At 69.2% G+C, this 13188-nt stretch carries 11 protein-coding genes; 5 read left to right on the top strand and 6 right to left on the bottom strand.

Features of this window, described 5'->3' with window-relative positions:
- Nucleotides 1-4: 4 nt before the first annotated feature.
- A complete protein-coding gene (gene pdxH, locus BHE97_RS15650; RefSeq protein ID WP_087624964.1) occupies nucleotides 5-643 on the bottom strand; it encodes a pyridoxamine 5'-phosphate oxidase in 639 nt (212 codons plus the stop codon).
- Nucleotides 644-679: 36 nt separating this feature from the next.
- On the opposite strand from pdxH, the gene BHE97_RS15645 reads away from it, so the two are divergent.
- Nucleotides 680-1786: a citrate synthase 2 gene (locus tag BHE97_RS15645; protein WP_087624963.1), complete on the top strand. Its 1107-nt coding sequence runs from the start codon at nucleotides 680-682 to the stop codon at nucleotides 1784-1786.
- Between the two features lie 318 nt (nucleotides 1787-2104).
- Entirely contained in the window at nucleotides 2105-3517 is a 1413-nt protein-coding gene (locus BHE97_RS15640; protein ID WP_087624962.1) for a CapA family protein, read from the top strand.
- Here BHE97_RS15640 and BHE97_RS15635 read toward each other — a convergent pair.
- Both BHE97_RS15635 and meaB read right to left on the bottom strand, forming a co-directional pair.
- Entirely contained in the window at nucleotides 3509-4489 is a 981-nt protein-coding gene (locus tag BHE97_RS15635; RefSeq protein WP_087624961.1) for a M28 family peptidase, read from the bottom strand. The two genes, BHE97_RS15640 and BHE97_RS15635, sit on opposite strands and share 9 nt — an antisense overlap.
- Before the next feature lie 11 nt (nucleotides 4490-4500).
- Nucleotides 4501-5478, bottom strand: coding sequence for a methylmalonyl Co-A mutase-associated GTPase MeaB (gene meaB / locus BHE97_RS15630; protein WP_236757731.1), 978 nt, complete (start codon nucleotides 5476-5478; stop codon nucleotides 4501-4503).
- A 114-nt stretch (nucleotides 5479-5592) separates the two neighbouring features.
- Between meaB and BHE97_RS15625 the strand changes: the two genes are divergently transcribed.
- Nucleotides 5593-5805, top strand: a complete 213-nt coding sequence (locus tag BHE97_RS15625) for a hypothetical protein (RefSeq protein WP_087624959.1) — start codon at nucleotides 5593-5595, stop codon at nucleotides 5803-5805.
- An 86-nt stretch (nucleotides 5806-5891) separates the two neighbouring features.
- The gene (locus BHE97_RS15620) at nucleotides 5892-6653 is read left to right on the top strand and encodes a hypothetical protein (protein ID WP_087624958.1); all 762 of its coding nucleotides are present in this window, start codon (nucleotides 5892-5894) and stop codon (nucleotides 6651-6653) included.
- Nucleotides 6654-6666: 13 nt separating this feature from the next.
- Here BHE97_RS15620 and scpA read toward each other — a convergent pair whose 3' ends face one another.
- Together scpA and BHE97_RS15610 are read right to left on the bottom strand one after the other, a co-directional pair.
- Nucleotides 6667-8796: a methylmalonyl-CoA mutase gene (gene scpA / locus BHE97_RS15615; RefSeq protein ID WP_236757735.1), complete on the bottom strand. Its 2130-nt coding sequence runs from the start codon at nucleotides 8794-8796 to the stop codon at nucleotides 6667-6669.
- Between the two features lie 50 nt (nucleotides 8797-8846).
- Entirely contained in the window at nucleotides 8847-10643 is a 1797-nt protein-coding gene (locus BHE97_RS15610; protein ID WP_087624956.1) for a methylmalonyl-CoA mutase subunit beta, read from the bottom strand.
- A 103-nt stretch (nucleotides 10644-10746) separates the two neighbouring features.
- Between BHE97_RS15610 and serC the strand changes: the two genes are divergently transcribed.
- Nucleotides 10747-11862, top strand: a complete 1116-nt coding sequence (gene serC, locus BHE97_RS15605) for a phosphoserine transaminase (protein WP_087624955.1) — start codon at nucleotides 10747-10749, stop codon at nucleotides 11860-11862.
- On the opposite strand, the gene BHE97_RS15600 is transcribed toward serC, so the two are convergent.
- Complete coding sequence (locus tag BHE97_RS15600) at nucleotides 11846-13147, bottom strand: APC family permease (protein WP_087624954.1); 1302 nt, start codon at nucleotides 13145-13147, stop codon at nucleotides 11846-11848. The genes serC and BHE97_RS15600 overlap by 17 nt on opposite strands.
- Between the last annotated feature and the right edge of the window lie 41 nt (nucleotides 13148-13188).

Here is a 13188-nt window from a genome sequence, read left to right as displayed (position 1 = left end):
GGGCTCAGGGTGCCAGGCGGTCCCTCGTCCAGCGACCGCCCTCGCGACGGAACCGCAGACGGTCGTGGAATCGGTTGCGTCGGCCTTGCCAGAACTCCACCGTCTCCCAGCCGATCCGATAGCCGCCCCACGACTCGGGACGCTCGATTTCTCCCCCGGATCGCTCCACCTGTGCGTAGCGGCGGTCGAGCTCGTCGCGACCGGAGACGGGCTCGGACTGGGGTGAGGCGATCGCCGCGATCCGGCTGCCGAGTGGCCGGGTGGCGAAGTAGGCATCGGAGTCCGCGGGGTCGACCCGCTCGACCGGTCCCTCGACACGGATCTGTCGCTGAAGCGGGTGCCAGGGCATCACGACCGCGGCGCGGGGATTGGCTGCGATCTCCCGTCCCTTGCGAGAGGCGTAGCTCGTGAAGAACACCAGCCCTCGTTCATCGAGTTGCTTGAGCAGCACCGTGCGGACCGAGGGCGACCCGTCCGGGGTCGCGGTGGCGACGACCATCGCATTCGGCTCGTCGAGGCCGGCTCCGATAGCATCCTCGAGCCACCGCTCGAACAGGGCGATCGGGTCGTCGCCGGCATCCTGCTCGCTCAGCCCGGCGGCCTCGTACTCGTGCCGCAGCGCGGTGAAGTCAGCGGAGTCCATGCCCACACCGTAACGAGGGCAAGGCACAATGCAGGCATGACTGAAGTGCATCACGGGCTAGAGGGCGTCATCGCGTTCGAGAGCGAGATCGCGGAGCCCGACAAGGAAGGATCGGCGCTTCGGTATCGCGGCGTCGATATCGATGACCTCGTCGGCCGCGTGCCCTTCGAGAAGATCTGGGGACTCCTCGTCGACGGTGCCTACGAGCCCGGCCTCCCGCCCGCGGAACCTTTCCCGATCCCCGTGCACTCTGGCGATATCCGTGCCGATGTCCAGAGCGCGATCGCTCTGACCGCGCCCCAGTGGGGCATGGGACAGCTCTACGACATCAGCGACGAGCAGGCCCGGGCGGACCTCGCCCGCACCGCGGTGATGGTGCTCTCCTATGTCGCTCAGGCCGCGCGCGGTGTCGGCCAGCCGATGGTGCCGCAAGCGCAGATCGACGAGTGTGACACGATCACCGAGCGCTTCCTGACTCGCTGGCGCGGTGAGGTGAATCCGGACCACGCCAAGGCGATCGACGCGTACTGGGTGTCGGCCGCCGAGCACGGCATGAATGCCTCCACGTTCACCGCCCGCGTCATCGCCTCGACCGGCGCGGACGCTGCGGCGGCCCTGTCGGGAGCCGTGGGCGCGATGTCCGGCCCTTTGCACGGCGGCGCCCCGTCACGCGTTCTCGGCATGATCGAGGAGGTCGAGAAGACCGGCGATGCCCGCGCCTACGTCAAGCGCCTGCTGGACGGCGGCGAGCGGTTGATGGGCTTCGGCCACCGCGTTTACCGGGCCGAGGACCCGCGCGCTCGCACGCTGCGCCGGACCGCCAAGGAGTTGAACGCCCCGCGCGCCGAGGTGGCCGAGGCCCTCGAACAGGCCGCTTTGGCCGAGCTACGCGAGCGTCGCCCGGACCGGGTACTGGAGACCAATGTCGAGTTCTGGGCCGCGATCGTGCTCGACTTCGCGCAGATCCCGCCGCATATGTTCACCGCGATGTTCACCTCGGCCCGTACCGCGGGCTGGAGTGCGCACATCCTGGAGCAGAAGCGCACCGGCCGGCTGATCCGCCCGTCGTCGGTCTACACGGGCCCGGCGGAGCGTCGCGCCGACGAGGTCGAGGGCTGGAATCCCGCCTGGGCGACCGCCTGAGCAGCTCCTGACACAGCGAAGGCCCGGCCATCCCCCCGAGATGGCCGGGCCTTCCTGCTGTTCTGTGCACCAGAGTAGCTCGTCTAGTCCTTTGTGACTAGTACCCCTGTGAAGTGATCGCATACCGAGACGCGGCTCGTAAGAGGTTGCGCCAGTAGGCAGCGTCGTCGCGAGCGGCGCATCCGTGGGATGCTCCGCAAGGCGGCGGAGCGAAGCCATACCCGGAGTCGTCTTGCGAGCGACGCCAACGCCGCGGAGCGCCCACGGGGTGGCGCGCAGCAGATGGTGCCTGCTGGCGGAATCTCTTAGCCTCGATGGATGAGACCGCGGCCCCCAGCAGTGCTCCTCACCGCCCTCGTCCTCGCCGCTTCGCTCACCGCGTGCCTCTCGGAGGATGACGACTCGACCCTTCCACCGCCGCCGACGCCCTCGGTCGATCTGGCGATCGCGGTCTCGCTCGCTCGGCCCAGCGTCGACCTCGATGAAGAGACTGCGCGGCGCCTCGTAGCCGGTGACGTGACCTCCTGGGTGGAGCTCGGGGGCGACGACCAGCCACTGCGTCTCCTGCACGCGGAGGTCGATGGCGTGGGCGGGGAACGGGCCGAGACCGCCGATGCCGCGCTCGACGAGGTCGTCGGCGATCCCTCCACAGTCGCCCTCGTGCCCGCCGACCGGGTGCGGCCGACCGTCGACCTCGCGCGCATCGACGGTCATGACCCGCTCCGCGACGACGGCTACCCGATCGCCGCGGATGGCGAGCGAGACCAGCAACCGAGCGCCAGCGTGATGATCGGTGGCGATGTGATGCTGGGTCGGCGGGTCGGTGACGCTCTCGCCGCCCAGGGTGATCTGGCCGCGGCGTGGGCCGGGGTCGGCGACCTGCTGGCGGCGGCGGACGCCACCTTCATCAACCTCGAGTCGACACTCTCGACCGATGGCCCGCCGCAGCAGGGCACGGACTCCTTCGGAGCCGACCCCGGCGTGCTGGATGGACTGCGGTCCACCGGGGTCGATGTGGTCGGGCTCGCCAACAACCACCTCGGCGACTACGGGACGGAGCCCATGCTCACGACCTTCCGTCTGCTGCGCGAGGCGGGGTTCGCTACCGTCGGCGCCGGTGAGGGGCTCGCCGCCGCCCGTGAGCCGGTGATCGTCGACGCCGCCGGTATCAGCGTGGGTTTCTATGCCACTGACTCGATCGGCGAGACGCCAGCTGCGGCGGAGAACACGCCCGGTACCAACCGGATCGACGCCCCTCCCCGCACCGGGCCGCGGATCGACGGTGCCGCCCTCGAACGAGCCGCGGCGGACATCTCTGACCTCGCCGGCCAGGTGGACCTGACCGTCGTCGTGCCGCACTGGGGCACGCAGTACACCAACGTGCCCGAGCAGAGCCAACATGAGATGGCCCGGGCATTCACCGATGCCGGCGCGGATGTGGTGGTCGGCGGGCATCCGCACTGGGTACAGGGCTGGGAGCAGCACGGTGAGGCCACCGTCGTGCACTCGATCGGCAATCTGGTGTTCGACATGGACTTCATGCGGGAGACCCAGGAAGGCGTCCTCGTGGAGATCGTCGCCACCGCCGAACAGGTCCTGGATGTGCGACCGCTGCCCTATGTCATCGACGAAGCCTTCACCCCGCGCCCCGTCGACGGTGAGCGGGCGGCGTCGATCCTCGAGCTCGCCCGCCAAGCAAGCGGCCCTCCCTATGACGCGGGCCTACGGTGACGCTGAGTTCTCCAACAGCCACCCGCGCGCGATGGTCGCCACCCGTCCGGTCTGCGCCGGGTCCACCACACCCACGGTGTCCTGGGGCGAGTGATAACCCGCATAGGGGATGGATCCAAGCCGCGCGGCGGGAATCCCCGCTTTGTCGAAGGACCAGTGATCGCTCGTCGTATTGCCCCCGCACACCGTATGGGGCACTCCCCCGGCCGTCGCGATGGTCGCCAGCTGGTCACGAACCGCGGTGGTGCCGTTCGGGGAGTCGCCTGAGCAGATCGGCACCTCCGGGCCGGGCACGCCGACCCGGTCGAGCGCGACCATCGCCGTGATCGCCGTGCGCTCGTCGTCGGCGAGTGCCGCCACGTACTGTTGCGACCCGAAGTGATGCAGGGAGTCCCCGGGACCGCGCGGCTCCTCGGCGCCGAAGGCCACGAAGCGCACCGGCACCTCGGACTCGGCGACGATGCGCGCCAGCTCGAGCATGACCGCCACCCCCGAGGCATTGTCCTCAGCACCCGGCGCGACGGGAATGGTGTCGAGATGGGCTCCGACCACCACGTGCGGGTCGGTCGCGGGCGCGCCCGGGCGGGTGGCGATGACATTGGGCGAGTCCCCGGCGGGGACGTCGACGCCCCAGGTGATACCCGCGGGGGCGTCGACCTGCTGACGCGTTACCTCGTAGCCGAGCCCGGTCAGCCGCCCCTCCACCCAGGCGGCAGCCTCCGCATAGGCCTCCGAAGTGCCGTGCCGTGGGCCGATCGTCTCGGCGAGATGGCCGATATCGGCCAGGACGCGCTCCGTGTCGACCTCGGGAGGCGGGTCCGGCGTGGTGGGCTCGGACGAGGCGGTGGTCTGCTCGCTCGGCGAGGGGGTGTCGTCGGTGCCCGATCCGGTGCACCCGCCGAGCAGGACGAGCCCGAGCGCCAACGCACAGAACGACGCCCTCAGGAGGCACGGTCGCGATGAGCGGTCCATGCCTCAGTCCATCACGCTCGGCTGTCGTAAGCACGCAGGATCTCGTCGGCCGCGGCGACGGCGGGCAGCTCCCCCGCCAACACCCGCTCGCGCAGGGACTCGCGGACGGCCGCGACATTCTCATCGGTGCGCAGGCGCTGGTCGATCTCGTCGCGGACGAGGGCCCACGTGAAGTCCAGCTGCTGCTGCGCGCGCTTCTCGCCCAGCCCCTTCGGCCCCATGAACTCGCGGTGCCGGATGATGCGGCTCCAGACGGTGTCGATACCGGTCATCTCCAGGGCCGAGCAGGTGAGCACCGGCGGCACCCACCCCTTCGTGCCCGCGTAGACGAGCCGCAGTGCGCCTGCGAGCTCACGGGCGGTCGCCTCGGCCTCTTTGGCCCGCTCCCCGTCCGCCTTGTTGACCGCGATGACATCGGCGATCTCCAAGATGCCCTTCTTGATGCCCTGGAGCTGATCCCCGGTGCGGGCGATGGTGAGGAAGAGGAAGGTGTCGACCATCCCCGCCACGGTGATCTCGGACTGACCGACACCGACCGTCTCGACCAGGACCACGTCATAGCCGGCGACCTCGAGGATCGTCATCGCCTGACTCGTCGCCCGTGCGACGCCGCCCAGCGTGCCGGCGCTGGGCGATGGACGAATATAGGCCTTCGGGTCCGTGGCGAGCGAAGCCATCCGAGTCTTGTCGCCGAGCACCGAGCCACCCGTACGGACACTGGACGGATCGACCGCCAGCACCCCGACCTTGAGATCGCGTCCGGTCAGGTGACGGCCGAGCGCCTCGATGAAGGTGGACTTGCCCACGCCCGGCACGCCGGAGATCCCGACGCGGACGGCTCCCCCGGCCTCCGGCGCGAGTTCGGTCAACAGCTCGCGTGCCGCGGCGCGATGGTCGGCACGCCGCGACTCGACCAGGGTGATCGCCCGGGCCACCGCCCCTCGTTGACCGGAGCGGACACCTTCGGCAAGAGCAGCGATGTCGACCACGTGCCCGAGTCTAGGCGGGTCATTGTCCACAGGCGGCGACCGGAGCGCCTTCCCGGATCGACGTCCCATTGGCAGAGTTCGTCAGGTCAGCCACAATGGAACCGAGGAGCCCCCATGACCGAAGCCCAGACCTGGACGTTGATCGCCACCTTCATCGCGACGTTCTTCGGCACGCTCACGCTCTTCGGCACGATGATGACCAGGGTCATCCGCGCCGAGGTCGGTGGTCTGCGGTCCGACATGGGTTCGATGGAGACCCGGATCAACGCCAAGATCGACGCCCTCGACCGCGATGTCCAGGCGATCGCCCGACGCGCCCTCCCCTAGAATGACCAGCCCCGATCCTAGAATGACCAGCCCCGATGCCGGCTGACTTCCCGGCGCGCTTGGGCCGGTCCATCTAGGGTGTCGTCATGCGCGCATCCGAACCGAGGCCGAGCCTGACCGAGCTGGCCACGACCCACGGCACGGACAAATGGGGCCTGCATCGCTACACCCCGCACTACGAACGCTTCCTGGAGCACCTGCGCGAGGAGACCTTCACGCTGCTCGAGATCGGCATCGGCGGCTACGCCCGCACCGGTGAGGGCGGCGCCTCCCTGCGCATGTGGCGCGACTTCTTTCCCCGGGCTCAGATCATCGGCCTCGATATCGAGGACAAGTCCTTCGTCGCCGGCGACCGCATCCACGTCTACCAAGGCAGCCAGGTCGACCCCGAGGTGCTGGACCGGATCTTCGCCGACTTCCCCGATATCAAGGTCGTCATCGACGATGGCAGCCATCGCCCAGAGCACATCCGCGAGACCTTCGCACTGCTCTTCGAGCGACTCCCCCTCGATGGCCTCTACGCGATCGAGGACACCCAGACGTCCTACTGGCCCGCGTGGGGAGGCAGCCGCGACCGCCACGATCCCACCACCACGATGGCCCTGATCAAGGACCTCGTCGACGGCCTCAACCACGAGGAGTACCTCGACCGGCACTACCGTCCGACACCCACCGACCTGACGATCAGGGGCATCCACTGCTTCCACAACCTGGTGATCCTCGAGAAGGGCGACAACCGCGAGGGCACCAACAAGCGCGTGGCCGCCGAGCCGCTGACCGGATTCGATGCCCTCCGCCAGAAGTTCGCGGACACGGTCGGGCGTCTGGGACGCCGTTCCTCGCCCTGACCGACCGGGCGCCTCAGTCCTGCGGCTGGGTGCGGAGCTTGTCCAGCAGCGACAGCGCCGACTCGGCGATGACCGTGCCTGGGAGGAATACCTCGGCCGCCCCCATCTCGCGTAGCGCCGGAACGTCATCGGGCGGGATGACACCGCCGATGACGACCATGATGTCCTCACGCCCGAGATCAGCAAGCGCAGACTTCAACGCCGGCAGCAGGGTCAGGTGCCCGGCCGCCAGCGACGAGACGCCGACGATGTGCACGTCCGCGTCGACCGCCTGCTGCGCGACCTCCTCGGGGGTCGAGAACAGCGGGCCCACGTCGACATCGAAGCCCATATCGGCGAAGGCCGAGACGATGACCTTCTGGCCGCGGTCGTGGCCGTCCTGGCCCATCTTGGCGACCAGGATCCGCGGACGGCGACCCTCGGCCTGCTCGAACTCGTCGGTGGCCTCCAGCACGCGCTGGACGTCACCCGATCCTCCGGACTCGCTGCGGTACACACCCGAGATGGTACGGATGACGGCCTGGTGGCGCCCGTAGACCTTCTCCAGCGCATCGCTAATCTCGCCGACGGTCGCCTTGGCGCGTGCGGCGTCGACCGCGAGGGCCAGCAGATTGCCATCGAGCGAGCCGTCGCGGCCCGCTCCCCGCTCGGCCGAGTTGGTGAGCGCCTCGAGGGTGCGGCGCACGTCGTCCTCGTTGCGCTCGGCGCGCAGTCGGTCGAGCTTGGCGAGCTGCTGCTGGAGGACCGACTTGTTGTCGACCTTGAGCACCTCGACCGGCTCGTCGTCGGGCACACGGTAGGTGTTGACGCCGATGACCGCCTGCTGGCCGGAGTCGATCCGGGCCTGCGTGCGCGCTGCGGCCTCCTCGACGCGCATCTTGGGGATGCCCTCCTCGATCGCCTTGGCCATGCCGCCAGCGGCCTCGACCTCCTCGATGTGGGCCCAGGCACGGGCGGCGAGGTCATGGGTGAGCCGCTCGACGTAGTACGAGCCGCCCCAGGGATCGATGATGTCCGTGGTGCCGGACTCCTGCTGCAGGAGCAGCTGGGTGTTGCGGGCGATGCGGGCGCTGAAGTCGGTCGGCAGCGCGATCGCCTCGTCGAGGGCGTTCGTGTGCAGACTCTGCGTGTGCCCTTGCGTGGCCGCCATCGCCTCGATCGCGGTGCGCTGGACGTTGTTGAAGACATCCTGGGCCGTGAGGCTCCAGCCCGAGGTCTGCGAGTGCGTGCGCAGGCTGAGACTCTTGGCGTTCTTCGGCTCGAACTGGCCGACGAGCTTGGCCCACAGCGCGCGAGCCGCTCGCATCTTGGCGATCTCCATGTAAAAGTTCATGCCGATCGCCCAGAAGAAGCTGAGCCGCGGCGCGAACGCGTCGATGTCGAGGCCCACGTCGAGCCCGGCGCGGATGTACTCGACGCCGTCGGCGAGCGTGTACGCGAGCTCGAGGTCGTTGGTCGCCCCGGCCTCCTGAATGTGGTAGCCGGAGATCGAGATCGAGTTGAACCGCGGCATCTTCGCCGCGGTGTACGCGAAGATATCGGAGATGATCCGCATCGACGGCGCCGGCGGGTAGATATAGGTGTTGCGGACCATGAACTCTTTGAGAATGTCGTTCTGGATGGTCCCGGCCAGCTGCTCGGGCGCGACACCCTGCTCCTCGGCGGCGACGATGTAGAGCGCCATGACCGGCAGCACCGCGCCGTTCATGGTCATCGAGACGCTCATCTGGTCCAGCGGGATGCCCTCGAAGAGCTTGCGCGTGTCATAGATCGAGTCGATCGCGACGCCCGCCATGCCGACATCGCCGACCACGCGCGGGTTGTCCGAGTCATAGCCCCGATGGGTCGCGAGGTCGAAGGCGACCGACAGGCCCTTCTGACCGGCCGCGAGGTTGCGGCGGTAGAACGCATTGGATTCTTCGGCGGTCGAGAAGCCCGCGTACTGGCGGATCGTCCACGGCTGCGTCGTGTACATCGCCGGGTACGGGCCGCGCAGGAAGGGCGTCAGACCCGGGTACGTGTCGAGAGCGTCGATTCCGGCGAGGTCCTCGGGCGTGTAGAGACGCTTGACGTCGATGCCCTCGGGCGCGGTCCACGGCTCCGCACCGTCGGTGGCCCTGGCATAGGCATCAGCATCGGGCATCGGCGGTTGCTCCGGGTCGAACGGCAGACCGGAGAAGCTGGAGGGGATGGTCATCGGGCGAGCACCTCCCGGGTGCGGCGAAGGAAGGCGAGGGCGTCGACGCCCATCGCCGCTGCGTCATCAGCGCCGATCTCGTTCTTGCCGGCGATGATGACATGGCGGGCACCGTTCTGACGCAGGGCAGCGATGAGCTCGGCGCCCCATTCAGCGTAGGCCTTGTCGGTGCCGGCGAGGCACACGACGGCCGGCTGTCCGGCCTCGCGATAGGCCGAGACGACGTCATCGACGCCATCGGTGGCACCCGCGATGCCGTGGTGGATGCCGCCGGCGGCCAGCAGATTGATGACGAAGCTCGCGCGGCCCGTGTGCTGGGCGATCGGGCCCATCGTGGCGAGGAAGACCGGCTGCTCGGCCGGCTCGTCGCGCATCTCCTCGTACTCGCCCGCATATCGGAAGACGCTCGGGGCGATCGGATACGGAGCGCGGTCGGGCAGCGTCTCGGTCAGATGGGGGAACTCGCTGACCCCGGTGATCGGACGCTTGCGGCGGGCGATCGACCGCGCGCGTTCGCTCACCGTGACATCGATCCGCGAGCGCAACAGCTCCAGCGCCGCCTCCGGACCTTCGGTCGCGTCGAGCTCGCCGAACAGTTCCCAGGCGGCGCGGGCCATGTCATCGGTCAGCTTCTCGACCGCGTGGGAGCCGCCCGCGGGATCCGTCACCGCAGCCACGTGGGACTCGCTGATGAGCAGTGCGGAAGTGTTGCGCGCGATGCGGCGGCTGAAGGGTGTCGGCAGGCCGAGGGGCTCGTCGAAGGGCAGGGTGGTCACGGCGTCCGCTCCGCCGACGCCGGCCGCGAAGGTGGCGACGGTCGTGCGCAGCATATTGGTGTAGGAGTCGTAGCGGCACATCATCGGCCGCGAGGTGACGGCGTGCTGGCGCTGGGCGCGGGCCGGCTCGGTGACCTCGCTGAGTTGGCCTACCCGGTCCCACAGCCGCCGGGCGGCCCGGAACTTGGCGATGGTGGCGAACTGCTCGTCGGTCGCGGCGAACCGGAACTCCAGCTGCTCCGCGGACTCATTGGCGCTCAACCCGGCCTCGGTGAGAGCACGCAGATAGGTGACGCCGGCGAAGAGGGCGTAGGCGAGCTCCTGCACATCGGAGGCACCGAGTTCGTGGACCGCGGTGGCGTCCACCAGGGCACCGCGCACTCCGCGTTCCTTGGCCAGCCGGGCCAGATCGATCACGACCTCGAGTCCGGTGTCACCGCGTCCTCGCACGAGGGCGCCCAGCGGGTCCGCACCCAGATTGGTACCGGCGTGGGCCTGCACCGCTTTGTCCTCGACGACCTCCAGGAGCGCGGCAGCCGCACCCCGCGGATCAGTCGGCGCGTCCAGCACGACCGGCGCGAGGTCGAGGAACACCGGCTGCAGTAGGGCAGGGAGGCGATCGACATCGATGCCCTCGGGACCCACCGTGAGCCAGAGCGAGTTGGCACCGTTCTCCAGCTCGGCGCTCACCTGCTCGGCATCGGTGTCCGGGTCGATGAACCATCCCCGCACGTCCCAGCCGTCGAGCTCGGTGCGGGCTGCCGTTGCGCCGCGAGTGAACGGCGACTGGCCGGGCAGACCGGCGTCGGGGAGATCATCGGTGAGCGCGGGAGTGCCGAGCGGGGTGACGCTGATGCCGTCGAGCGTGCGCGTCGCGAGCAGGTCCCAGACATCGGAGTCGGGGGCCTCCTCGGCGAGCATGCCCTTCTTGCGCAGCACGGCCGCGGTGGCCTTCTCCCACTCGGCGAGGTCGTGGTGCACGCCCTCGGCCAGGCGGATCGTGGAGTCGGGTGCCATGGCGGCATCGTACGGAACCACACGCGAGCGACGATCAGTGAGGTCCCGGTCACCCTGTGCGAGGACCGGTCCGCGAACCGGCGGTAGAGTCCGAGAGGTGCCGATGTCAGAGCCCCTTCCCGCCGAACTCCTGCCCGCCGACGGACGCTTCGGCTCCGGTCCCTCCAAAGTCCGAGAGGAGGCCCTGGCGGCGCTCGCGGCCACCGGCACGTCCCTGCTCGGGACCTCGCATCGGGCCGCCCCGGTGAAGGACCTCGTCGGCCGGATCCGCGAGGGTCTCGGCTCCCTGTTCAGCCTCCCCGAGGGATATGAGGTGGTGCTCGGGGTGGGCGGCTCGCACGCCTTCTTCGATGCGGCGATGTTCGGTCTCATCGAGCGCCGGAGCCTCCACCTGGTCCACGGGGAGTTCACCCGCAAATTCGCCACGGCCGTCTCACGGGCCCCCTTCCTCGAGGACCCGGTGATCGCCGAGTCCGAGCCCCACACGCATCCGGTGCTCACGGCGCAGCCCGGGGTCGATGTCTACGCGTGGGCCCACAATGAGACCTCGACCGGTGTCATGGTCCCGGTCCTGCGCCCCGATGGCGCCGACCCGGAGGCGCTCGTCGTCGTCGACGCGACCTCGGGGGCCGGGGGTCTACCCGTCGACATCGCGCAGACCGATGTCTACTACTTCGCCCCACAGAAGTCCTTCGCCTCCGACGGTGGCCTGTGGATCGCGATCATGAGCCCGGCTGCGATCGAGCGGGCCGAGCGGATCAAGGCGGAGGGCCGCCACATCCCGGGCTTCGTCGACCTGCCGGTCGCCATCGACAACTCGCGCAAGAACCAGACCTACAACACGCCCGCCATCGCCACACTGTTCCTGCTCGACCAGCAGGTGCAGTGGCTGAACGGCCTGGGCGGCCTCGATGCGGCGGTCGCGCGCACACGGGAGTCGAGCCGCCGACTCTATGCCTGGGCCGAGGCAGGCGAGCACACCACGCCGTTCGTTCCCGAGCCGGCGGAGCGCTCGCTCGTGGTCGGAACGGTCGACCTCTCCGATGACATTCCGGTGTCCGATGTCGTGACAGCGCTCCGCGAGAACGGCATCGTCGACGTGGCCGGTTATCGCGGGCTGAATCGCAATCAGCTCCGTGTGGCGATGTTCCCCGCCATCGACCCCGACGACGTCACGGCGCTGACCCGCTGCATCGACTACGTCATCGAGCGCCGGTAGAGGAGACCGCTCGCTGGAGCGCGTACGCGCAGACGCCGACGAGGACGAGCACGAGACCCAGCAGCCACACCTGCCAGGTCTGCTGGGTCAGCAGTATCGCGCAGCTGATCAGCGCCAGCACCGGGATCGCGCGGGGCACGCGGAAGTGGACGTGCGGTACCGAGTCGTTGCGCAGGACGAGCACGGCGAGATTCGTCGAGATGAACACGAACAACAGGAACAGGACCACCGTCTCGGCCAGCGTCGCCAGAGTGCCGAAGGCTGCCAGGATCATCGACATCGCGGTGGTCACCACGATCGCGACCCAAGGGGTGCGCCGGTGCGGCAGCACCCGCGCCAGGGGGGCGGGAAGGAGTCCCTCCTCCGCCATGCCATAGGTCAGGCGAGAGCTCATGATCGACGTCAACAGGGCTCCGTTGGCGACGGCGACGAGGGCGATCAGGCTGAAGACCCACGCCGGGAGTCCGATCCCCGTCGCCCGCACCACCTCCAGCAGCGGCCCGCTGGAACCGGACAGGTCCTCGGCCGGCAGCATCGTGCTCGAGGCGAGGGCGACCAGTACGTAAACCGCCCCGGTCACCGCGAGGGCGCCGAAGAGGGCCTTGGGGTACACCCGCGAGACGTCCTGTACCTCCTCGGCGACATTGGCCGAGGTCTCGAAGCCGACGAAGCTGTAGAAGGCGATGATGGCGGCTGCGAGCACCGCACCCACCATGCCGTCCCCCTCCGGGAACTCGGTGACGCGCGAGACCTCTCCCCCACCACGGCCGACCGCGATACCCACGAGCACGATGATCAGGACGAGCCCGCTGAACTCGACGGCGGTCATCGCCATATTGGAGCGCACCGATTCCTTGATGCCGCGAGCATTGAGCAATGCCACGAGGACGAGGAACAGTGGCGCCGCGACCGCTACCGGGGCGGAGACGAAGGTGCCCAGATAGTCGCCGGCGAAGGCCACGGCCAGGCCGGCGACGCTGACCACGCCCGCCGCGAGCATGCAGTAGCCGACGAGGAACGAGACCAGCCGGTTGCCGAATGCGCGCTGCGCGAAGATCGCGGCCCCACCCGCTTTCGGGTACTTGGTGACGAGCTCCGCATAGGAGGCGGCCGTCAGCAGCGCCATCCCCAGGGCGATCAGGATCGGCAGCCAGATGACGCCGCCGGCATCGGCGGCCAGCTCGCCCATCAGCGCATAGACACCGGCACCGAGCACGTCGCCGAGGATGAAGACGAACAACAGCCACGGCGTGATGCCGCGACGCAGTCGAGTATCGGAGGCCATGGGCCCATGCTGCGTGGAGGACGAGGCCGGCGCACCTCCGC

The organism is Aeromicrobium sp. PE09-221, from assembly GCF_002174305.1.
Classification (GTDB): domain Bacteria; phylum Actinomycetota; class Actinomycetes; order Propionibacteriales; family Nocardioidaceae; genus Aeromicrobium.
This window is presented reverse-complemented; position numbering and strand designations above follow the sequence as displayed.